This is a genomic window from Enterococcus pallens ATCC BAA-351, from assembly GCF_000407485.1.
In the GTDB taxonomy this organism is placed as follows: Bacteria; Bacillota; Bacilli; order Lactobacillales; family Enterococcaceae; genus Enterococcus_A; species Enterococcus_A pallens.
The window spans coordinates 40,522-61,461 of record NZ_ASWD01000005.1; the positions used below are offsets into that span (position 1 = coordinate 40,522).

Here is a 20,940-nt window from a genome sequence, read left to right on the forward strand (position 1 = left end):
ATATGTCGAGACAACGAGAATATCGAGAGCGCGACTATGATTTTGACGAGCCGCCGTATCGTGAACGGCCCCCTTCTAATCGGCATCCACCAAGAAGGCGGGACTATTACGAAGAAGACTATGATGACAGGAGATCGTATCCACCTCAACGGCCGCCAAATCGGGCACACGAGAGGAACGATTACCGACGTCCTTCTCCATACCCACGAGGTGGTCCAGAACGTTATGGAGATCCTAGGCAGAATAGATATGAATACGGGCAGGAGCGTCTGTCACCACCTAGACCACGACCGCAACGACCTAGGCCAGCTCAACAAGGTGTACCTCCTTTGCAGGAGGCAAAGAAATCCACGAATCGAAAGATTTTCTTGTTCGTGTATAACTTGTTCTTTTACACCTTAACGATTGGTATTTTGCTGAGCTCCTTAATGTTTGCCTTTAGTGAGAAGTCGGATGCTGCCATTTTTGGCTATCGCTTCTATCAGGTCTTGACTAATTCAATGGCTCCGCAGCCGGATTCACCTTCACGAGGCTTCTATGCAGGAGATATCGTATTAGTGAAAATGACTGATGGCAGTAAGGTGAAAGAAGGCGATATCGTCACCTTCCAAGTTGGAGACGGAGATCGTTACCTAACCCATAGAATGGTGGAGCGTTTAACCGAATTGAACGGCCAAGAAGGAGATTACATTGTCACTAAAGGGGATGCCAACAACAGTAAGGATCCACCAATCCCTGCTGACAAAGTGTATGGCAAGGTGGCCTTTGTAATTCCAAGAATGGGTAGTGTTCTAAACTTTGTCCAGGAAAATCTATGGCTATGTATTGTCTGTGTCTTATCAACTTTCGGATTCTTCCTGGTTCTAAAAGCCTATTTTCTACAGCCAGAACCGGCTAGAAGACCCATGAAACAAAAGAAATATCCAAGAGGGGTATAACTGCTTGTTTATACAGGCATTTATATAAAAAGAAAAAGAAGTATAGGAGGAAAAAAGGAATGAAGAAGAGTAACAAAAAGAAAAAGCTGATGGCAGCTGCAGCAGCTCTAGCATTAATTGCAGCTATCTCAGGGACGTTTGCTTGGATTACTGCACAGGATCAACGGATTAACCGGGCAGAATCCGCAGCAGTAAACGACAACAGTGTAACGGTGAAGGAAACATGGGAACCAAAACCATTAGTACCAGGAACCGAAGCTACTAAAGAAGTTGCCGTATCTAACACAGGTACAGCGAGCGTATTTGTTCGCGTATCTTACGAAGAAGTATTGAAACATTTGGACAAATTGGGTGCTGAAAAGTACGATCCAAGTTCAGTAGCTGGCGTTAAATACAGCTATGTTGAGAATGATCCTGGATTGAACAAGCATATGCCGATTAACTTCAATGGGGAACAAACTTACAAAGACGGCTTTGTTGTAGTACCTGCCGCTCAAATTACTGGTTTAGCAACTCCTGCTGATGATAACGTGAAACTGTTGGTTAAAGGTGGAAAAACAGTTGATTCAGTTACTGGTAAAGAAAAAGTCAGCTATGAAGCTAAATTAATGCATGAATACTACACCGATCCTGTCAATGATGGAAAAAATCCTGGGGATGCTGACTATGATGCAAGCAAAAACAAATACCAAGCAATGCAATTTGACATTGCCGTTAACAATGAAAATGGTAGTCTTGCTGCTTCAGACTGGAGCTTCACAGTAAGTAATGTGAAATATGGTTACTACGAAAATGGTTATACAAACACTGCAGTCAACTGGGCAAAATCTTCTCTAGCTGATGAAGACGGCGCAACAACTGGCCGTTCTTTACTTGGTACAGACGGCGTTCGTTACAGTGTTGACTATGACTACACTTATAGTGGATTAGGTTATGCTGATGAAAATGCCCTTCCAGGAGTAACTCCAGCAGCAGTAGAAGATCAAATTCCAACTGCAGCAGGCAACAAAGGCGTTCAAGCAGACTTAAACGGCTTAGGCCAAAACCATATCCGTATCGGATATAGTGCTGACATGACAGATACAGCTGCTTTAGAAAACAACAAATGGGTTTACAACAAAGACGATGGTTGGTTCTACTACACTGTTCCAGTTAAATCTGGCGAAACAACCAATAACATTTTAGAAAAATTAGTCTTTGAAAGTTCAATGGGTACTGAATATACAAATGCTTCTTATGACTTAATTGTAAAAATGGAAGCTATTCAAGCCAGTGACGAAGCGTTAACTGACAAAGCAGGTTGGCAATTAGGTGATGGTTCAGCACCAACTGGTGATACTTTACTAATTGTGAACAAACTTAAAGCCGGCATCTAATTAATGATTACACCATGAAATGAAGGGAGAAGTGACAGAGGTTGAGAAAGCTTACAATAGCATTGAGCAGCATCCTGTGTTTCTGTTTTTTCTTTTGCGGTACGTATACCGTACACGCGGAAAAAGCACTTCCTCCCGGCATGGTGATCGGGGATTCTGATGGTATGTATGCAACCTCTGAGGGAGACTATTACGTAGATTTAGTAGATATTCTCCCCGGAGATGTGTACAAAAAAGAAATAACTATTCGTAGTTTAGATTTAGAAGAACCCTTTTCTTTAGGCATGCTGGTTGAAGAAATTGAGTCAAACGGATCAGTAGATTGGAAAAATCACATTACGGTGACCTTAACCTTAGATGGTGAACAACTCTACCAGGGTCCATTATTAGGTGAAGCTGGGCAAGATTGGAGCAAGGTCCCATTAGAACTAGGTGTCTGCAAATATGGTACGGATAAGCTGTTGACTGCTGAGTTTGCGGTAGATCCCCAATTAACTAATGAAAATTTACGGGAAGCCAGTACCTTGAAATTCTACTGGACATTTGTAGGAACAAAGGACCAGCCAACTGAACCCTCAGTATCTGAAGAGCCGAAACCTTCTAGTGACCGACCCGTTTTACCGAAAACAAAACCTACTGTTCAGCCGAATGGTAAGCGATTGCCCCAAACGGGTGAACACATTGTCTACAAATTTCTTTCTGGGTTATTACTCATATTGATTGCCCTATTTTTATGGAAAAAACGACGAGAGGAGGAGAAGGAATGAGTCAACGTGAAAAGCTTCGTCATTTACTTCGAGTTTTTTACAAAAGTAAAAGCTCTTTCGCCTTCTTTTCTCTTTTGTTGAGTTTACTTTTGGTGACAGGCAGCACCTACGCCTGGATTACTTCCAATGATGAACGGGTGAATCGCACCGAAGCTAACAAAAGACAGCTCTCAGCAAAAATTGATGGAAATCTCGAGATGGTCCAGCATTTTTCCCCTGGAACGAAAGAAGCAAAAGAAATCCGTGTAACAAATAACGGAGAAGTTCCAGCTATTGTTCGTTTATCACTAACCGAATCATTTGTCAGCTTTGAGACAGAGGTAGAAGACAATCATGGCAGCGGCAATGGAAATGGTAATCTAACTGCTTATGGTACTCCGGTTCTTCCAGCTATTCAATTGGGAGACACTAGTACATGGATTGTTGGCAAGACGTACGAAATAAGTGCGGATAAGCATTATAAAGCCAACCACGTACTAAAGGAATTACCTTATGTATATCAAGGTACTCGGCCAGAACCGATGCCCGCCATTCAATTAAACTTTACCAATGGAAAGGTTTTTGATCATACGAATCAACCATCTGGCACGGACTCTGCGTACTGGTATTACGAGAATGGCTTCTTTTATTATTCAGAAGTGCTCAAGCCAGGCGATAGTTCGACCAATTTAATGAACAGCGTGACGTTAGATCCGACTTACTTAAACCAATATAAAGGCGCGTTTTATAAATTGGTTCCCGCGATGGATGCCCATGATATTACCAATGAATTAATGACTGATTGGGGCATTCAACCCACTGATTTTGCTTATGGTATGTACCAAGACCAGCTATATAAATAAGGAGGAACACGATGAAACGGAAAAAACCATTAACTCGAAAGCTGAGTTATTTATTTGTTTCAATTATTCTCGTCCTCCTGTTGATTGGTGGCAGCTACTTTGTTTATGCGGCAATGACAGCAAAGGATTGTCGAGAAGCCGATTTTCAAATTGGTCAAGTTGAAACGAAGCTTGACGAAGATTTCGACGAGACAATTACTGAAATTCATCCAGATCAAAGCCGTACAAAGGAAGTAACCGTTAAAAATAATGGAACCATCAAACAATTTATTCGGGTAATGGTATTGCCGGAAGCACAGGCGGATGTTGCAGATGATCCAAATAGTAAACAAGCTTTGCCAATTACGGTCGGAACAGAGTTGATCGTTGAACAATTGAATACGACTGACTGGAAATATGGTGGGGATGGTTATTACTACTATATAAAAGAAGCAGTTGAACCGTTAAAAAATACTGAGCCGTTGTTTCATTCTATTAAGCTCGATCCTAACCTGAGTCCCAATTATCATCAGTCTGCTCTCACGATTCCAATTAAAGTAGAAGCAGTGAACTGTGCAGACAATGTGTATCGGGAGGCATGGTGGCAAGGAGCCGTTCCAACGGATCCAACACTGAAGGCAATTGATGACAATTTGAAGGATCTTGTAGAAAAGTAATGATGAAAAGGGACACAGGACTTATTCTGTATCCCTTTTTTAAAAAAATCATCGCAGGTGAATAGATAATCGGAAGAGTAAGAAGAGAAAGAGGCGCGAAGATCAGTGATTTATTTATTGTTACTGGTGTTAGGACTGGCGTTGGTTGTTCACAGCTATTTGATAATGTCTTTGCTAAAAAGTCAAAAGGAAATACAGCTGAGACTTAGACGATTATCCCGTCCGAAAGAACCGAGACGACCAGCTAAAAAGGCAGCATCACACTTAACAAAGGAAAAAAGGAAAATTTGAAATAAAAGGGGCAAGGAATCATGAATCTTGGCTATGCACGAGGCTATCAATTTAATCAACAGCTAGATCTGTTAGAGGATTATCCAGTAGAAGAACTCTTTTCTGATGGAAATCAGGAGGTTGAGGCACTCGATGCTCCTACTAGCGAGTTTCAGGCACTCTTAAAATTTGCCCAAGCTGGCGACCATTTAGTGATTACCTCTTGGGAAGTCATCTCACGAGATTATCGACAAATCTTAGCCTGCCTAGATCAATTAGAAGCGTTGGAAATGACGTTAGATGTGTTAACTCTCCCAAGGTTAACAATAGAGGAATGGCGTCAACTATTCCGCTGGTCTATACATAACGATCGCTTGTTGCACCCTACCTTATTTAAGTTGGGGAAAGAAAGAGAGCGCAGCAAGGCTGCCTACTCTTTATTCAGTAAAGAACCTGAAGCACGAAAACTATACCGTGAAATTATCTGGCTATTAGTTGAAAAACAAACGATTCGTCAGGTTGCACGTCAAAAGCGAGTACCGTTGGAGACTGTTTATCGGATCCAGCAAAACGTAAAGCAGATTCAATTAGCAATAGTTCTGGTACTATGCTTTTTACTAGCAATCTTTAGTATCAAATTGGCAGAAGCCTATTTTGATCAATTATGGATTCAAGTAGTCATCTGTATCGTGGTGACACTGATTATTATTTGGAATGTACTGCTGGATACCGAAGCCGAAGAACCAGCAGCAAAAAGAAAAAATTTCGCAGAAGAAAATAAGAAAAGGTGATGTTTATGCAGCATGCATTGATTTTGACAAAAAGTACAGTATCCGAAGAAGGACTAATTGAAAAGCTAAGACGATTAAACTATGAAACCTTATGTTCAAGTGATTTGCTTTACCATTTACAAAAGTATACCTCGTCTTCATTCTTCTCCTATTTTCATTGGGTATTTTTAAGTGAAACCCTTTGTAACGATGAGGTTGACCATGTCCTGAACCAATTAAAGGATCAACCAGTCTTCCTAGTGCGGATGGTAGAAAGGGCAATGGATGAAGAAGAAATGGTTCGTTTAGAAGAGCAAGGAATGTCTGGCAGTCTCGAAAAGAATGCCTCCTTTGAAGAAATTCGAGAAAAATTACATGGTCTTCAAAAGGAAATCCGTAACAAACAACAAGACACAAATAAGATGGCCGTTTTTGAGAGCATTGAAAAAGAAGGACTAAGACCACTAATCAGCAGATTATCTAAGACAGAGAAAAGGCTGTTTGACAACCTGTTAAATGCCTATTCAAAGGGGACTGTTCTTTCACGAACTGAATTGTGTGAACGATTATGGTCAGACGGCGGAACCTCTTCAAATATGAGTCAACTCTCCTGCCTAATTAACAAGCTGAAACGAAAGCTGGAAGAAGGCGGTATTACCGGTGAAACTATTGTTACCCTGTGGGGAAGAGGCTATAAATTGAGCAGTGAATTTTCCGAATTTTGGATTCAGCATACGTAATAGGACTAATTATTTCAACAATGTTTAAGTGCCAATAAGAGTAACAAATGAGGAACTCTCCACTGTTTTTTTGCACGGTAAAGTAGGATTGAAAGGGATGATCTAAAAAATGAAAATGAAATTCAGGTATAAAATAGGAGCACTTATCTTGGCAATAACAGTAGCAGGTACCCTCTTCTTATTCGGCGCAAAGCCTGCAGAACAACCTCAAAATGTTAAGGCAATGTCTAATAACATTTCTGGTGATATGACCTTTGAAGAGCACAAAAAACTATTTGAAGATTCCTATCTAGCAGCAAATGATGCATACAATGCCAAGCACGGCTTTGACCCATTGAGTGGAAAGGTGGTAACTGTTGATACGTACAGTTCAACCACATCCAGTGCCAACCAGTGGGGATATGGATTTGTAGAAGCTTATGAGGATGAAGATGTTACGAAGATCATTATGTTAAATGATATTAGTTCACCGATAACTACTTCCGGAAACAGCATTGGTAATCGGCAAAGCTCCATAGAGATTGATGGAGGCGGGTTCAAACTTTTACTTTATCACAGAAACCTTTCTATTGCTGAGCCAGCAAGTGGAACTCAGTCAGTTTTCCACATGCATGATTTGACCGCAGCCCAATCAAATGAATACTCTGGGACCGGTGGATCAGAAGCTGCTAATCGAAAAGCCCTTATTAGAGGGGATGGTGGTATCCATGGTGATGGAGACGTTTCTAAAAATTGGTATTTTAGATTTGGAAATGTTTTTACAGATTATGATGCCTCCAAATACGAGGGAGAAAACAAAGATTATTCCACTTTTGTGGGACGTTGGGCCCGGATTAATCAGTCTGAAGTGACTATGTATGGTTATAATATATTGGTTACAGGTTCAGAAAACTTTTATACGGGTAGTATAGTTGTTGAGGATAATACGGTTTGGAAAGGAACTAATTGTGGAGAGAATTATTCTGTTGTGTGGTTCACTACAAGACAACTTGACGGGGCAACTGGAATAAGTGGTGAATTTACTATAGGGAAAAATGCATTTGTTTATTTAAGAAATACTACAGATGGAGCTAACTATCCAGCAATTTATGCTCATTATTCAACAATTACTGTAGGTGAAGAATCATTCTTTAATGTAAATATGAAAGGTAGAGCAATTTCAAATTTTGATAATACCCCAGCTGGTGGTAAAAACCGTTATACCACTAAACAATTCATAGCTAAAGAAAACTCGCACGTAAATTTGTTGTCTAGAGGTACAGGTTCTGTAGTCAAACTAGACTATTCTAATAATGATATTACGTCTGATATGCAATTCAAAACTGCAAAGAATTCTGAAGTCTTTATTTATGGTAATACCAATGCCGGTATTGTTTCAATGACTGGTAGCGGTGCTCTATTTGAATTAGATTCTCCAAAATTGTTTGAAATTCGAAATTCTAGAGAAGCTACAGTTTCAAGCAGGTCTTTTCTAGATATTAAGGCAGGAAACACATTTACAATTAAGGATAGTGATATCAACCTCTGGAAAAACGATAATTTGACGGAGGCATCAAATTTAGTTTATGAAAAAGTCGGATATCTTACAGCTGATGGTCCGACAATAACCTCTGACAATGAGGATTTGCAAAATAATTTTACAAGTAATGGGTTCCGTAGAATTAATGGATTGAACATCCCTCCAGAAGTAATCTGGGATCATCTAACAGATGCTGAAAAAAGTTATCAAGCAAGAGTCAGTTTGGGTCTAATTCCTACTGGAGAGTTTGATAATAATGGGATGCCGATTATGATAGATGCTTGGGCATCAACCGGACAAGCAGTAGTTTCTTTCAAGGATACGTATGGGAATACACATTCTCCTCTAGCTATTGAAAGTGATGGCTATGCTAAATATACGGATACTGAGTTTCAGAAAGCAACTCTTGACATGGAAGGAACTGCTACACGAGGGGTTAGCTGGGTTGGTGACATTGGTAAAACAACTGTTATTGACGTAACCCCACCAACACCAATAAATCTAACTAAAGGAAAAATTACAACGACCGATAAATCATTGAGTGCTACTGGTGTAGAGCCAAATGCAAAGGTCTATCTATCAGTGAATGATGGTTCATTAACAGAAGCTGGAACTGCAAATGCTGCCGGAGAATGGTCGTATCAGCTAGGATCAACTTTCGAGAAGGATACGAAGGTTCAGATCTATTTAGAAGACAATGCAGCCGACTACCCAGCTGATTTTGACAGCACAGGCTTGGAGTCTACTCATATAGCTTCAGGCAACCGTAACCCTAAAACCGATGTAACCTATAAGGATACTACGTTTAAGGCTGCAACTACTTATATTGTTGAACAAGCAACTGTTAAGCTGCATATTCGTCAAATGGTTGTTGGGTCAGCTGCTGATAAGGAAGTACTAACTATACCAACTGAGGGATACCTGACCATCGAAAACACAGATACGATTAAGTACAATGCTCATTTTGCTAGTGGCTATGAATTAACCGATGCAGCAGACAATGATCAAGTGGAGTTCAAATCAATGGTTTTTGAGCTTGTTGATGCTGATAACTATAGCTTGCTTAAACTAAAACCGATCATTCCAGCTTATTATCAAAACTATGGATATATAGTTACTGACACGGAGGAGAAGCCGTCAATCAATACTCATACTATTCAACCAGGTTATTATGAGTATGATTTTAACGATGGAGTTTATGAAAAATGGGTAACGCTATACATTCAGCCGAATCAAACAGATATAAAACCTTATAGTTGGGACTATAAGCTAAATGATATTGGGAAAATTAAAATTCCTTAGTCTAATTCTTTATTCACTTAGCAATTTGGATAGAAATTGCGTTAAGTAAGTCAACATATGCCCCTATTCAAATAGGGTATATGTTGTTCTAGTTGTTTTAATATGTCCAAGAAACTAAATCGTCTTTTTTCTGGTTAAGAGTAAAGTCGGTTTAGTTTTCTTTAACATATAAAATAATTTATTTAGGAGGAATGAAAGATGAAAATGAAAGGGTTTTCTAAGGTTGCTTTGTTGGTTGTTGTATTAATAGGATGCAGTGTTTTAGGAGTTAAGCTATCAGTTGCTAATGAGAAGAAGGTTTATATTTTTGATGATCAGCTTAGAGAGGTAATGGTTTGGGAGGCTTCAAAGGAAACTGGTGAAACAATTGAGGATGAATTACCTACAGTAAGACAATTGGAAGAGATTCAAGAAGTTAGCTTCATGGATGTAACTTCTATAGAGGGGTTACAATATGCTAAAAATACAAAATTGTTAACAATTACGAATGATGATTATTCAGAAACAAAACGTACTATAACGGATCTACGACCAATAGGGGAATTGACCCAATTAGAGAGTATTATGTGTTACAGTTTTTTAACGAAGGAGGAACCTGAGCAAGATATTTCGTATATGAAGAATCTGAATGAGTTGAAATCCCTTCACCTGAGTAACTTTCCAGTATTAGATATCACTCCACTTTCGGGGTTAAAAAATTTGGAGTATTTGGTGGTAAATCAAGCTTATCCAGTATCAATTGATTCTATAGCAGTCAATTCAGCCGATCGTTCCTGTGTTATGGAGCAACCTGTTAAGTATTCTACTCAATTTGATAATGCTGTTAAAACGATTGAATGTAAAGATGAAAAGGGAAATGAGTTTCCTGATGTACATGTAGAAACTGATGGAAGAAAAGTCAGCATTACGAACATTCCAACAGATATGAATGAACTATTTTTGCAATTTCATGGATATACCGAAAAATCAATTAATGCTGATTTTATAGTCAAAATCCCAATTTTCTGGTATTAATTTCTTGTAGTGATTAAAAAAAGCTAGATAAGAATAAAGTATATTCTGATTCCATTAGGACCAATCGGGAAAATATCTGCTTTATACTATGCAGACCTCTTGAGAAACTTCTAGAATCATTATAAAAAAAGTCGATTACTTACTGAATTTCTAATTGATGAGATTAAAACGATTCATTCAAGCATTAAACATATTTTATTAAGCGGTAGAAAACGTTGATTATATACGATTTCTACCGCTTTTTAAGTAATACACCAATAAGAGGTACATTTACTCCTAAAGAGGAAAATGACCTTCCACTCATTACTTACTGAATCATCACCCTCAAATTTATCGAATAATTTGAGGGTTTTTAAATTGACTACTGACGATAAATCGCTAGTCTCTACTTAATTACACGCCTCCATATTCCGCTATCCTTATTTTTTTTCTTCCTTAATCGCAATCAATCATGCCCCTTTCTAAAAATAGAATTTTCAATTTTTTTCGAGTTTAATCAAAAAATGGCATCAACAAAATAAGCTGAATTTCGCTATAGTAGCTATTTCAACTTGAAGCTCTTTGTTCTGTGTATACACTTTACGGTGGTCTCCCTCTTGGAAAAAATTGAAATAATATGAATAAAAATGGAAATATATGATTGTAAGTGGTTGTGGTTTGTGGTATGCTCTACATGTAAAGAAAAGACAGGAGGAAAAACAAATGAAATTAGCAACAAGAATCAACTCATTTTTACCAATATATGAGCATGACTTAGAGAAGGTCTTCAAATCATTCAACGAACTAGGGCTTGGCTATGTCGACTTGAATTATCCGGAGCATGTTGAAGGGTTGAATGCTCAGGCTATGAAGAGCTTACTTGAAGACAATCAATTGAAGCTTAATGGAGTAGCACTAAGATTTAGAAATGAATTTATCAATGGTGAGTTGGGAAATGCAGATGCTGAAGTCGCAGGACATGCATTGGAATTGTGCAAAGAAGCGGCAGATTATTGTCGTGAAGCTGGAGGAAGGGTCGTTACCATTTGGTTGGGATTTGATGGGTTTGATTACAGCTTCCAAATCAATTATCAAAAAGTTTGGAATCAAATTCGTAATGCTTTTATTGAAATTGCCGACTATGCTCCTGATTTGCAAATTAGTATTGAATACAAGCCGTTTCAACCAAGAGCGTATGCTTTCATCGATAGCATGGGTGTGACGGGAATGATGCTTAATGAAATTGATCGTAAGAATGTTGGTGTGACGCTTGATTATTGCCATATGTTGATGAAGCATGAGAATCCTGCATTTGCGGCAGATATTTTTGGTGGGCAAGGCAAGCTTTATGGAGTTCATCTGAATGATGGGTACGGCTTAAATGATGACGGTCTAATGATTGGATCAGCGACTCCTTTCAAAACGTTAGAGTTTCTATATTATGTGAAAAAACACAATTTTGATGGAGTTATCTATTTTGATACGTTCCCAATCATCGAACATGCTTCAAAGGAATGTGAGCAGAACATGAAGATGATTCACTTGTTTGATCAACTGATTGACACTGTAGGATTGGATCACATTCAATCAATTATTGATCAAAACGATGCAGTTGCAGCTAGTGAGTTAATGGCGTCATTTTTCTCAGCTTCAGTAAAATAAAATAAGGGGTGGAAAAAATGGATTATAAAGCAATGGCGAAAAGCATACTAGAAAATATTGGTGGTCCTGAAAATGTTGCCAACATGACCCACTGTGCAACCCGGTTACGCTTAACCTTGAAGGACACTTCAAAGGCTGATGATCAGGCCGTCGAGAATATCGACGGTGTGATCAACGTAATTAATAAAGCTGGACAATACCAGCTATTAATCGGAACGGAAGTTGGCAAGCTGTACGATGAATTTGAGCCGTTAGTTAAGGGTGAAGGAAATGTTGAGCGTACCGATACTAAAGAAGCATCCGGAAGTATCATTAGTAATATCTTTTCAGCTGTCTCAGCAATTTTCGCTCCAATTTTACCAGCGTTAGCTGGTTCAGGTATTTTACGAGGATTATTAATCTTATGTGTTCAGCTAGGTTTGATTAGTGAAGACAGTGGAACTTATTCTATTATATTTGTTGCATCAATGAGTGTTTTTTACTTCTTGCCAGTATTGCTAGCGTTTACTTCAGCGCGACGTTTTGGTGCTAGTCCATATATTTCTGCGCTGATTGGGGCTGCTTTGATTAATCCGGATTTTATTGGGTTAATGGGAAATGCTGGAAATGGTGCAACGACGGAATTCTTTGGTATTCCAGTCGTCTTAATGAACTATAACTCAACAGTGGTACCCATTATTCTTTCGATCTGGGCCTTTTCTTATCTGTATAAATTCTTAGATGCAAAAGTTCCAGAGACATTGAAGCTGGTAGTAATTCCGTTGGTTTCATTAGCTGTGATGGTTCCTTTAACTGTGATTGTAATTGGTCCAGTTGGTGTTTACAGTGGAGAAGCGGTGGCTAATGTTGTGAACTGGTTAATTGAACGAAGCAGTGTTCTAACAGGCGTACTAGTTGGTGGAGGCTGGAGTATCTTGGTAAGTCTAGGAATCCATTGGGCAGTGAATCCTATTATGATCAACAATGTCTCTACCTATGGTTTTGACTATATTGTACCGTTTACCTTCGCTTGTAACTTTGCAGTAATTGGTACGACAATCGGTGTTTACTTTAAAGCCAAGGATAAAAGATTGCGTAGTTTTGCATTGACTGGTTTAGTAACAATTGCTTTGTCTGCAATTATTGAAGCAACACTGTTTGGATTATTAGTAAAAAACAAGAAATTATTCTTAGCTCAAATTATTGGCGGTGCAGTTGGCGGAGCTTACCTGGGCTTGATGAAGGTTGTAACGAACGCCTTTGTTTTTGGTAGTGTGACAACATTTCCTGCCTTTGTAGGAGAAAAATCCTCAAACTTTATCCAAGCGATGATTGGTCTGTTGATTTCCATGGTAGTATCCGCAGTATTGGCCTTCATCTTTACCAATAAGGATGAAAAATTAGCATAGAAAGCAGGAGTATCTATGGGGTTATTCAATAAAAAAACAACCATTTATTCACCAGCCAAAGGATTAGTCAAATCCATCGAAAAAGTGAATGATGAAATGTTCGCCACAAAAGCTTTGGGAGACGGCTTTGCTGTCGAACCAACCGAAGAATTAATTGTATCACCGATTGAGGGAACAGTAGTCTCTGTGTTTCCCACTAAGCATGCCATCTCTTTAAAAACTAAGCAGGGGCTGGAGGTTTTACTTCATATTGGTATTGATACGGTGGAATTAGGCGGTGCTGGATTTACGATTAAAATCAGTGAAGGTGATCAGGTAAGCGAAGAAACAGTATTAGCTGAAGTAGATTTCAGCCTTTTAGCCGCAAAAGGAAAAGAAACAGATGTTATGGTGATTTTTACTAATTTGGATAAAAAAAGTTTCGTTTTTGAGGAAGGCCAGGCTCTTGCCGGACAAGAAATTGGAACAATCAAATAGCCAGTGAAAGAGGGATTAATTTGGAAAACATAATGATCTGTCCTTCTATGATGTGCGCAGATTTTTCTAACTTGAAACAAGAAGTAGAAGCTTTGACAGCTGCAGGGATCGATATTTTCCATCTGGACGTTATGGATGGCCGCTTTGTCCCTAACTTCGGGATGGGTCTGCAGGACATTGAGACTATTCGTGAACTGACAAGTCAATTAGTCGATGTTCATCTAATGATTGATAATCCAGGAGAGTATGTTGAAAAATTTGCGGATATGGGGATGGATATTATTTACTTTCATCCCGAGGCGGATAGCCATCCAGCGCGAACAATCGACAAGATTAGAAGAAAACAGAAGAAGGTTGGCCTAGCCCTTAATCCTGGTACCAGTATTGCAATGGTGGAAGAATTATTACCTTTGGTTGATTACGTTCTGGTGATGACAGTGAATCCAGGATTTGCTGGTCAAACTTATTTGGACTATGTAAACAGAAAAATAAAGCGTTTGGTCAATTTGAAGTGTAATTATGAGTATCAAGTGATTATAGATGGGGCTGTTTCACCACAAAAGATTAAAGCATTATCCAAGCTTGGCGTAGATGGATTTGTTCTCGGAACATCTGCTCTATTCGGAAAAGAAACTTCTTATAAAGAACTGGTATCGAAGTATAAACAAAGGATGGAGAACGAATGAAACTAGCGATTGGTTGTGACCATGTCGGTTGGGAATTAAAACCAGCTATCATAGAATTTTTAGAAGAAATGGGGCACTCTGTGCAGGATTTTGGGACAACAAGTGATTTGCGCGTGGATTATCCTAAATATGCCCAAGCTGTTTCTGAAGCTGTGGTGTCAAAAGAGTGCGATTTAGGTATTCTAATTTGTGGTACCGGTGTAGGGATCTCGATTGCAGCAAACAAAATAGCGGGAATTCGAGCAGTTGTTTGCAGCGACCCCTATAGTGCAAAACTCTCAAGAGAGCACAACAACACAAACATATTAGCCTTTGGATCACGTGTGATTGGTTCAGAATTAGCTAAAATGATTACTAAAGAATGGCTTGAGGCTGCCTATGAAGGCGGCCGACACCAAAAAAGAGTCGAACAAATTGCCGCAATTGAAAAGCTATAATTGGGGAAGGGATGCATTGCGCATTCCTTTTTTGTATGGAGAAATTCGCTATTTGGTTTGTAAAAATATGAGATTGGCTTAAAAATACCATGGAAAATGATCAGAACAGGAAAAGTATGATATAATTTGAAAAAAAGTGAGTTTCCAACCACTGCTCACATCGATGGAGGTCACTATGATACCTTATGAAAGACAAGAAAAAATATTAGAAACACTTAACTCAGAAGAAATTATAAAAATTGAAAAGTTACAGGAGATTTTACCTGGAGTATCCATCTCAACACTGAGAAGAGACTTGAAGGAATTGGAAAAAGCCGGAAGAGTAGAGATGCTTGCCGGAGGGGCCGTAAAAATTTGCTCAACAACTTCTGAAATACCAATTGCGACAAAAACCACATTGTTTTCCAAGGAAAAAGAGAAGATTGCTGAGCTAGCAGCTGGCTTTATCCATGAAGGGGATGTCATTTATTTGGATTCAGGATCAACCTGTACAGCCTTGTTAAATAAAATTCTCAACATGAAAATCACAATCATTACGACAAATACCAGTATTTTCAATATTCAGCAGGAAACACAGGCTGAAATTGTACTTCTTGGTGGAAGATATAACCCTGTAATTTCATCATTAAATGGGCCGCTGACTGATGCCAATATTCAGACATTCAATTTCCAAAAGGCCTTTTTAGGCGCTAATGGAATCGATGCTAAAAAAGGGGTTAGTACGCCTAATTTAGTTGAAGCAAACAAAAAGCAGCAAATTCTAAGCAATTCGAAAACAGCTTATCTCTTATGCGATAGTTCGAAATACAATAAAGTTGCTGCTGTTAAAGCATTTAGTACGGACGAGGTGATCATCATCTCTGATGCAAATGATGAAAAAATTGGTGAGATCACCGAGATTATTTATCCTAAGTAAGAGGGAAAACCTCAATAAGCTGGTCAATTTTATGACTGATAAAGGGCCAATTTTTTTAGCCCTTTAAGGATTAGAGAAGGAGTATAGGTAAAGACAACCTATACTCCTTTTTCATCTGGAAAAAACTAGTTAAACGAACGGGTTACTAATTTTTAACGATCAATATCTCAGCCTCATTTATTTTATGAAATACTTCGACACGATTGTAAAACCTATAAAACCCAACTATTATAAAAGTAACAAAATGATTATTGGGAGTGGGTATGGGATGATTGAGGTATTAAGCGAGTTAACACAAGCTGAATGGTTAGGATTCAATGAAAAGTATTTTAAGTACACTTCGAAAAGTAAAAGAAGAAGGGCGTTGATCCTGTTGGTTGTTTATGCGTTTTTAGTAATTATTTATGGGGTTAATTTGTTCACCACATTTGATTTTTACATAAACGTGTTCCCAGTGTCGTTGCCAGTTGCAGAAATATTGTCGATATTGGCAGATAAAATTTTATTGACCTTTATTTTTTGCGTGTTTCTTTGCTATGAATTGTTCCAGCTCTACATTTACTATAGTAAAAACTATTTCGGCAAAAGGCTGAGTAAACAATTAAAAGAACAAGATTTCGAGAATAGTCGAGTTTGTCTGACAGATGAATCGATTGCAAGTTATTCTGATTATATTGACTTAAGGCTGAGTTGGAAACGAATTACCCAAATTATCCACACCGATGAGCTAATTGTGTTGTTTGGGACAAGTCCTCAATGTATTGTGATGACTAAGAAATCGTTGACGGAGGAAGAACTGCAAGCAGTAGAATTGAAACTAGAGAGTAGTTTTTCAGGATCAGTCATAACGTTATAAACCACAGTAGTTACCTTAAACTAGAAAAGTGAAGTAAATAATAATAAATGGTAGGGAGAAAACGATGATTTGCAGGAAAAAATTTTCTGGTAAGTTCGATTTGTATTGTGCATTTGCTCGCATCCGGTCGCCAGAAGACAACGTTCCTGAGAGCGCAATCCCGAAAAGCAATGTGCCAAAGCCAATGTACTTCAGTGCCGTTAGAAAGTTAAATAGACACAGAAGGATTGCCACTACCGTACCAGCAACAAAAACGAGTCCGTACTTTTTCATCGCCACCCACTCCTTTGCTCTTCTTTCTACCTTAATTATACCATAGGTGTTTTTGGAAAAAGGAGCTTCTGCAGTTAGATTGTGAAGTGTTTCCTAAGTAGGTTTTAAACTTAAATTTAGATGCAGTTAACACAATAATTATATTATGTTAACTAAGAGTTTTCTATTCCTATCCAAACAAAAAACGTAAACCAACCTCGCAAATTATTATGCAAGATGAGAGGACAAAACTTTTGCAGCATCGTATAGTATTAAGTATATAGATACTGCTGGAGGGGATATAAATGGATTGGATAGACAAAATGAATGCAGCAATCAGCTATATCGAAGAAAATATTACAAATAGTTTGAACACTGCCGATATTGCTAAAATAGTAGATTGTTCTGCTTATCATTTTCAGCGAATGTTTGCTTATATGACGGGAACACCTTTATCGGAATATATTCGACGCAGGAAAATGTCTTTAGCAGTGATGGATTTAAAAGATGATGACATGAAAATTATCGATATAGCGTTGAAATACGGCTATCAATCACCCACCGCATTTACTCGTGCATTTAAAAGTGTCCATGGCATAGCTCCTTCGCTTGTTAAATTAGATGGAGTATCGGCAAAATCATATCCGCCTCTTAGCTTTCAAATGGTTATAAAGGGAGTAGAAAGTCTGGACTTTAGGATTGAGAAAAAGGAAGCTTTTCGAGTTGGGGGTATTTCCATTCCCCTTTATGGTGACTTTGCCGAGATGGCTGAGCCGGTGGAACAGGTTTGGAGAATTGCCGAGAGCAATGGAACAATCCAGAAGCTGAAGGAATTAGGAGAAGAATCACCTGGATTACTTGAAGTAATGATGCCAGATGAAACTATTGAAAGCTGGCGCTATATGATTTCGATCGCTGCCGATGCACCTTTAGATGAATCCTTAGAGGAATATATCGTTGATGCTTATACTTGGGCGATTTTCTCGTATGAAGGAAAATCGCTTGAAGAAACACAAAAAATGGGCGAGCGTGTGATTTCTGAGTGGCTGCCAACCAGCGGCTATGAATATGACAATGGCCCAGATATTTCCGTTCATGCCAAAGATGGACCAGCAGGCACTATTCTTGAGTATTGGCTGCCAGTTAAAAAAGGAAAAGCGAGGGGAAAGCACAATGATTAATTTCAAAAAAGATCGAACGATCGAACCAACAGATGTAAATCTGAGTTTGTTTTTAGGAGATAGTTTTTCTGCATATAAAACACTACGAAACAAGCTGTCAGATTTCGATGTCGATTTGGAGTGGCGCTTTTATAAGGATGGTGGTTGGCTAGCCAAGGTTACGCGAAAAAGGAAAACCATTTTTTGGGGAGAGCCACAGGACGGACATTTCAACGTTGCTTTTCATTTCAATGAAAGAACTAAACAGGGCGTTTTCGAGCTGGATATAGCCGATGAACTGAAACAAAGCTTTTTAGAAGCAGCTGCTAACGGAGGGAAATTAACCACACTTAAAATTGCGCTCTATAGTGAAAATGATTTAGCAGATATCTACCAATTGATCGATTATAAAAAGAAGGCAAAGTAGGGTGATTGCAAAAAAATTCGGAAATAGACTAACGATAATTGTATTATGTAAACACGTTTGAGTTTCATCATTTTTAGGTATTTAATGATATCAGAAGGTAACCTGCACTTTTTAACTATATAATAGAAGAAAATCACCTGCTAGAGAATTGTTTGTTCATCCTAGCAGGTGATTTTTGATTAAAAGGGCAGGTCTAGCGACAGCTTAAACTCTTTTTCCTTCAAAAAGGTTTCAAAGGCTTTGGCTCCAGCTGGCAATTGAATGTCCTTTTTCTTAGCTAAATAGACTGGTCGATACACGGGTGTTTCTAAGGGAAGCACCGTAATGTCATGAAACTTCATCAAATTGTTGTAAGGCAAGATAGCAGCCCCTAAATTGATAGAAACCAATCCGGCCAATGCCTGATCTTCCTCCACTCGACAAGCAATGTTTAAAGGCAGCTTTTCTTTGCGGAATAAGTTATCGATAAAATAGGTCTTATCCAGACAGAGAATCATCGGAATTTCAGATAATTCTGCAATCGAGACCTTTTTCTTCTTCGCATAAGGATGCGAATTAGCTACGATTGCTACCAAAGGCTGATCTAATAAATGGAAAAACTCGATTTCCGGTTCGTTTCTTAAATAGGAACAAATTGAAAAGTCGCAGATTTCTTTTTTGGCATTCTCAATCAGTCGTGGTGTATTTCCCTGCCAGAATTTGAATTTGTACTTGGCTCGTTCAGGATCACTGCGGAATTGCTTTAACAGCTCAGGAATAATCTCAGGGCCCAAGGTAAAAATAAAGCCTAGATCAATACTGCCAAAATAAGGATCCACAATATCTTGAATCGTATCCGCCCCCAGCTTAATCTCATCCAAGCCTTTTCTAACCTTTTCGTAATAGATTTTGCCCATCTTAGTCAGGCGAATATTTCGCCCAACCGGCTTGAACAGGGCAACACCCAAATTATCTTCCATACGCCGAATCATTCGACTAAGCGAAGGCTGGGCAATCCCTAATTCATCGGCAGCCTTTCCGTAGTGCTCCACTTCAGCCAGACGACAGAAGGCTTCTAAATTATGTAAGTTCATGACTAGCTCCTTTTCTATTATTCTGAGTCAGTACTTTAAAAGAATTTATCAGTATTCATTTTTGTTATGTATTTACTCAACTATTTTTAGGTGTTCAATAGTAGTGTGAAACCTCTCTACTGAATTATAACATGATTGTTATGAATATCAATCTCAATTGAGATTGTTTTCACAATCGAAAATTCTTATAGTATTTAATAGAAAGAAAACGTTTTAGAAAACGTAAATTGGAGGAATCAATACATGAAAAAAGTGACAATTGCTTTGATCGGCGCTGGATTTGCTGGGAATTTCCATACAAATTCCTACAACAAGGTGAGCGGTGTGGATTTACGAATCAAGTATGTTTATGACAACGACCAGGAACGTGCACAACAGCTATGTGACAAATGGGACATCATTGAAGAAGTAGCTGCCAGCTACCAGCAAGTGCTGGAAGACCCTGAAGTGGATGTGGTGGATATTATCACACCACCAGTTACTCACTTAGGCTTGGCTTATGAAGCATTGGATGCTAATAAACACGTGATCTGCGAAAAGCCCTTAACAGGTTATTTTGGCGAAGAGGGTGACGAAGAGCCAATTGGTTTAAAAGTGCCTAAGGCGAAAATGTATGAAAGTCTACTTAAAAATATTGACGAATGCCGTAAGAAATTTGAAGCATCAGATCGGTTATTTATGTATGCTGAAAACTATGTGTACTCACCAAATATCTTACGTTCAGCTGAAATGATTGAAGCTAAAAAGAGCAAAATTATGTACATGAAGGGTGAGGAAAGCATTCGTTCGTCCACTTCACCAGCTTCTGCTTACTGGTCACTAGCGGGCGGCGGTTCATTAATTCGACTTGGCAGCCATCCAATTGGCGGTATGTTGTTCTTAAAGCAAATTGAAGCAAAAGCTCGTGGTGAAGAAATTGGTGTACAAAGTGTGGTGGCTGAAACTGGCCGTTTGGCTCCAAGCTTGAATGAACATGATAAACGCTATTTCCCAGCGAAATCTATCGATACTGAAGATTTTGCGACAGTCATCATTACCTTTACAGATGGCACGAAAGCTATCTCAATTTCTAACGACAACACATTAGGTGGTGTGAAGAATTACGTGGAGGTTTATACTAACGACAGTGCTTTGGTGAACAATATTACACCAGCGGATAACCTATCGACTTACTTCTTGGACCAAGATGATTTAGACGATGTCTACATTTCTGAACAGCTGCAGGACAAAACAGGCTGGAACAAAGTCTTTGTTGCGGAAGAAACGTTGCGAGGATATTTGGCCCAATTTCAAGATTTTGCCGAATGTGTGGCAGAAAATCGCCAACCACTATCCGGTTTGGACCTTGCTTATGATACAATAAAAATTATCTATGCGGCTTATCTGTCAGCAGAAGAAGGACGCAGGGTAGATTTTTAAGAAAGAAGTGATAA

General features: G+C 38.7%; 21 protein-coding genes. 19 read left to right on the forward strand and 2 right to left on the reverse strand.

Annotated elements, in window-relative coordinates; translation table 11 throughout:
• Positions 1-2: 2 nt before the first annotated feature.
• The 16 genes from I588_RS20005 to I588_RS20080 all read left to right on the forward strand — a co-directional run bounded on the left by I588_RS20005 (position 3) and on the right by I588_RS20080 (position 16,595).
• Positions 3-938, forward strand: coding sequence for a signal peptidase I (locus I588_RS20005; RefSeq protein ID WP_010759074.1), 936 nt, complete (start codon positions 3-5; stop codon positions 936-938).
• A gap of 59 nt (positions 939-997) precedes the next feature.
• Positions 998-2,314: a hypothetical protein gene (locus tag I588_RS20010; protein WP_010759073.1), complete on the forward strand. Its 1,317-nt coding sequence runs from the start codon at positions 998-1,000 to the stop codon at positions 2,312-2,314.
• Between the two features lie 41 nt (positions 2,315-2,355).
• On the forward strand, positions 2,356-3,081 hold the full coding sequence (locus I588_RS20015; RefSeq protein ID WP_010759072.1) for an LPXTG cell wall anchor domain-containing protein: 726 nt from the start codon (positions 2,356-2,358) through the stop codon (positions 3,079-3,081).
• Positions 3,078-3,923: a hypothetical protein gene (locus I588_RS20020; protein ID WP_010759071.1), complete on the forward strand. Its 846-nt coding sequence runs from the start codon at positions 3,078-3,080 to the stop codon at positions 3,921-3,923. Before I588_RS20015 ends, I588_RS20020 begins: the two co-directional genes overlap by 4 nt.
• Before the next feature lie 11 nt (positions 3,924-3,934).
• Positions 3,935-4,579 (forward strand): TasA family protein, encoded by a 645-nt coding sequence (locus I588_RS20025; RefSeq protein ID WP_010759070.1) that lies wholly within the window; start codon positions 3,935-3,937, stop codon positions 4,577-4,579.
• A 311-nt stretch (positions 4,580-4,890) separates the two neighbouring features.
• Positions 4,891-5,640 (forward strand): recombinase family protein, encoded by a 750-nt coding sequence (locus I588_RS20030; protein WP_010759069.1) that lies wholly within the window; start codon positions 4,891-4,893, stop codon positions 5,638-5,640.
• Positions 5,641-5,645: 5 nt separating this feature from the next.
• Positions 5,646-6,359: a helix-turn-helix domain-containing protein gene (locus tag I588_RS20035; protein ID WP_034694306.1), complete on the forward strand. Its 714-nt coding sequence runs from the start codon at positions 5,646-5,648 to the stop codon at positions 6,357-6,359.
• A 148-nt stretch (positions 6,360-6,507) separates the two neighbouring features.
• The gene (locus I588_RS20040) at positions 6,508-9,180 is read left to right on the forward strand and encodes a pectate lyase-like adhesive domain-containing protein (RefSeq protein ID WP_010759067.1); all 2,673 of its coding nucleotides are present in this window, start codon (positions 6,508-6,510) and stop codon (positions 9,178-9,180) included.
• A gap of 198 nt (positions 9,181-9,378) precedes the next feature.
• Positions 9,379-10,194 carry a leucine-rich repeat domain-containing protein gene (locus I588_RS20045; protein ID WP_010759066.1) on the forward strand — a complete coding sequence of 272 codons (816 nt, stop codon included), beginning with the start codon at positions 9,379-9,381 and terminating at the stop codon, positions 10,192-10,194.
• A 702-nt stretch (positions 10,195-10,896) separates the two neighbouring features.
• Positions 10,897-11,835 carry a sugar phosphate isomerase/epimerase family protein gene (locus I588_RS20050; protein WP_010759065.1) on the forward strand — a complete coding sequence of 313 codons (939 nt, stop codon included), beginning with the start codon at positions 10,897-10,899 and terminating at the stop codon, positions 11,833-11,835.
• A 17-nt stretch (positions 11,836-11,852) separates the two neighbouring features.
• A complete protein-coding gene (locus I588_RS20055) occupies positions 11,853-13,223 on the forward strand; it encodes a PTS transporter subunit EIIC (protein WP_010759064.1) in 1,371 nt (456 codons plus the stop codon).
• 15 nt (positions 13,224-13,238) lie between these two features.
• Positions 13,239-13,700: a PTS sugar transporter subunit IIA gene (locus tag I588_RS20060; protein ID WP_010759063.1), complete on the forward strand. Its 462-nt coding sequence runs from the start codon at positions 13,239-13,241 to the stop codon at positions 13,698-13,700.
• Between the two features lie 32 nt (positions 13,701-13,732).
• Positions 13,733-14,386: a ribulose-phosphate 3-epimerase gene (rpe, locus tag I588_RS20065; protein ID WP_010759062.1), complete on the forward strand. Its 654-nt coding sequence runs from the start codon at positions 13,733-13,735 to the stop codon at positions 14,384-14,386.
• Entirely contained in the window at positions 14,383-14,823 is a 441-nt protein-coding gene (rpiB, locus tag I588_RS20070) for a ribose 5-phosphate isomerase B (protein WP_010759061.1), read from the forward strand. Before rpe ends, rpiB begins: the two co-directional genes overlap by 4 nt.
• Before the next feature lie 175 nt (positions 14,824-14,998).
• Positions 14,999-15,739 (forward strand): DeoR/GlpR family DNA-binding transcription regulator, encoded by a 741-nt coding sequence (locus I588_RS20075; protein WP_010759059.1) that lies wholly within the window; start codon positions 14,999-15,001, stop codon positions 15,737-15,739.
• 268 nt (positions 15,740-16,007) lie between these two features.
• Entirely contained in the window at positions 16,008-16,595 is a 588-nt protein-coding gene (locus tag I588_RS20080; protein WP_010759058.1) for a YcxB family protein, read from the forward strand.
• Positions 16,596-16,610: 15 nt separating this feature from the next.
• On the opposite strand, the gene I588_RS20085 is transcribed toward I588_RS20080, so the two are convergent.
• A complete protein-coding gene (locus I588_RS20085; protein ID WP_010759057.1) occupies positions 16,611-16,868 on the reverse strand; it encodes a hypothetical protein in 258 nt (85 codons plus the stop codon).
• A 284-nt stretch (positions 16,869-17,152) separates the two neighbouring features.
• Here I588_RS20085 and I588_RS20090 point away from each other — a divergent pair, with 284 nt between their 5' ends.
• Complete coding sequence (locus I588_RS20090) at positions 17,153-18,028, forward strand: AraC family transcriptional regulator (protein ID WP_010759056.1); 876 nt, start codon at positions 17,153-17,155, stop codon at positions 18,026-18,028.
• The gene (locus I588_RS20095; RefSeq protein WP_010759055.1) at positions 18,021-18,434 is read left to right on the forward strand and encodes a DUF3788 family protein; all 414 of its coding nucleotides are present in this window, start codon (positions 18,021-18,023) and stop codon (positions 18,432-18,434) included. Before I588_RS20090 ends, I588_RS20095 begins: the two co-directional genes overlap by 8 nt.
• 179 nt (positions 18,435-18,613) lie before the next feature.
• On the opposite strand, the gene I588_RS20100 is transcribed toward I588_RS20095, so the two are convergent.
• Entirely contained in the window at positions 18,614-19,507 is an 894-nt protein-coding gene (locus tag I588_RS20100; RefSeq protein WP_010759054.1) for a LysR family transcriptional regulator, read from the reverse strand.
• 243 nt (positions 19,508-19,750) lie between these two features.
• Between I588_RS20100 and I588_RS20105 the strand changes: the two genes are divergently transcribed.
• Positions 19,751-20,926 (forward strand): Gfo/Idh/MocA family protein, encoded by a 1,176-nt coding sequence (locus I588_RS20105; RefSeq protein ID WP_010759053.1) that lies wholly within the window; start codon positions 19,751-19,753, stop codon positions 20,924-20,926.
• Positions 20,927-20,940: the final 14 nt, after the last annotated feature.

What these genes read in the sequence shown, in the direction of transcription:
- I588_RS20005 (WP_010759074.1), top strand. Translation starts at nt 3, where the DNA reads ATGTCGAGACAACGAGAATATCGAGAGCGCGACTATGATTTTGACGAG.
- I588_RS20010 (WP_010759073.1), top strand. Translation starts at nt 998, where the DNA reads ATGAAGAAGAGTAACAAAAAGAAAAAGCTGATGGCAGCTGCAGCAGCT.
- I588_RS20020 (WP_010759071.1), top strand. Translation starts at nt 3,078, where the DNA reads ATGAGTCAACGTGAAAAGCTTCGTCATTTACTTCGAGTTTTTTACAAA.
- I588_RS20025 (WP_010759070.1), top strand. Translation starts at nt 3,935, where the DNA reads ATGAAACGGAAAAAACCATTAACTCGAAAGCTGAGTTATTTATTTGTT.
- I588_RS20030 (WP_010759069.1), top strand. Translation starts at nt 4,891, where the DNA reads ATGAATCTTGGCTATGCACGAGGCTATCAATTTAATCAACAGCTAGAT.
- I588_RS20035 (WP_034694306.1), top strand. Translation starts at nt 5,646, where the DNA reads ATGCAGCATGCATTGATTTTGACAAAAAGTACAGTATCCGAAGAAGGA.
- I588_RS20045 (WP_010759066.1), top strand. Translation starts at nt 9,379, where the DNA reads ATGAAAATGAAAGGGTTTTCTAAGGTTGCTTTGTTGGTTGTTGTATTA.
- I588_RS20050 (WP_010759065.1), top strand. Translation starts at nt 10,897, where the DNA reads ATGAAATTAGCAACAAGAATCAACTCATTTTTACCAATATATGAGCAT.
- I588_RS20055 (WP_010759064.1), top strand. Translation starts at nt 11,853, where the DNA reads ATGGATTATAAAGCAATGGCGAAAAGCATACTAGAAAATATTGGTGGT.
- I588_RS20060 (WP_010759063.1), top strand. Translation starts at nt 13,239, where the DNA reads ATGGGGTTATTCAATAAAAAAACAACCATTTATTCACCAGCCAAAGGA.
- rpe (WP_010759062.1), top strand. Translation starts at nt 13,733, where the DNA reads ATGATCTGTCCTTCTATGATGTGCGCAGATTTTTCTAACTTGAAACAA.
- rpiB (WP_010759061.1), top strand. Translation starts at nt 14,383, where the DNA reads ATGAAACTAGCGATTGGTTGTGACCATGTCGGTTGGGAATTAAAACCA.
- I588_RS20075 (WP_010759059.1), top strand. Translation starts at nt 14,999, where the DNA reads ATGATACCTTATGAAAGACAAGAAAAAATATTAGAAACACTTAACTCA.
- I588_RS20080 (WP_010759058.1), top strand. Translation starts at nt 16,008, where the DNA reads ATGATTGAGGTATTAAGCGAGTTAACACAAGCTGAATGGTTAGGATTC.
- I588_RS20085 (WP_010759057.1), bottom strand. Translation starts at nt 16,868, where the DNA reads ATGAAAAAGTACGGACTCGTTTTTGTTGCTGGTACGGTAGTGGCAATC.
- I588_RS20090 (WP_010759056.1), top strand. Translation starts at nt 17,153, where the DNA reads ATGGATTGGATAGACAAAATGAATGCAGCAATCAGCTATATCGAAGAA.
- I588_RS20095 (WP_010759055.1), top strand. Translation starts at nt 18,021, where the DNA reads ATGATTAATTTCAAAAAAGATCGAACGATCGAACCAACAGATGTAAAT.
- I588_RS20100 (WP_010759054.1), bottom strand. Translation starts at nt 19,507, where the DNA reads ATGAACTTACATAATTTAGAAGCCTTCTGTCGTCTGGCTGAAGTGGAG.
- I588_RS20105 (WP_010759053.1), top strand. Translation starts at nt 19,751, where the DNA reads ATGAAAAAAGTGACAATTGCTTTGATCGGCGCTGGATTTGCTGGGAAT.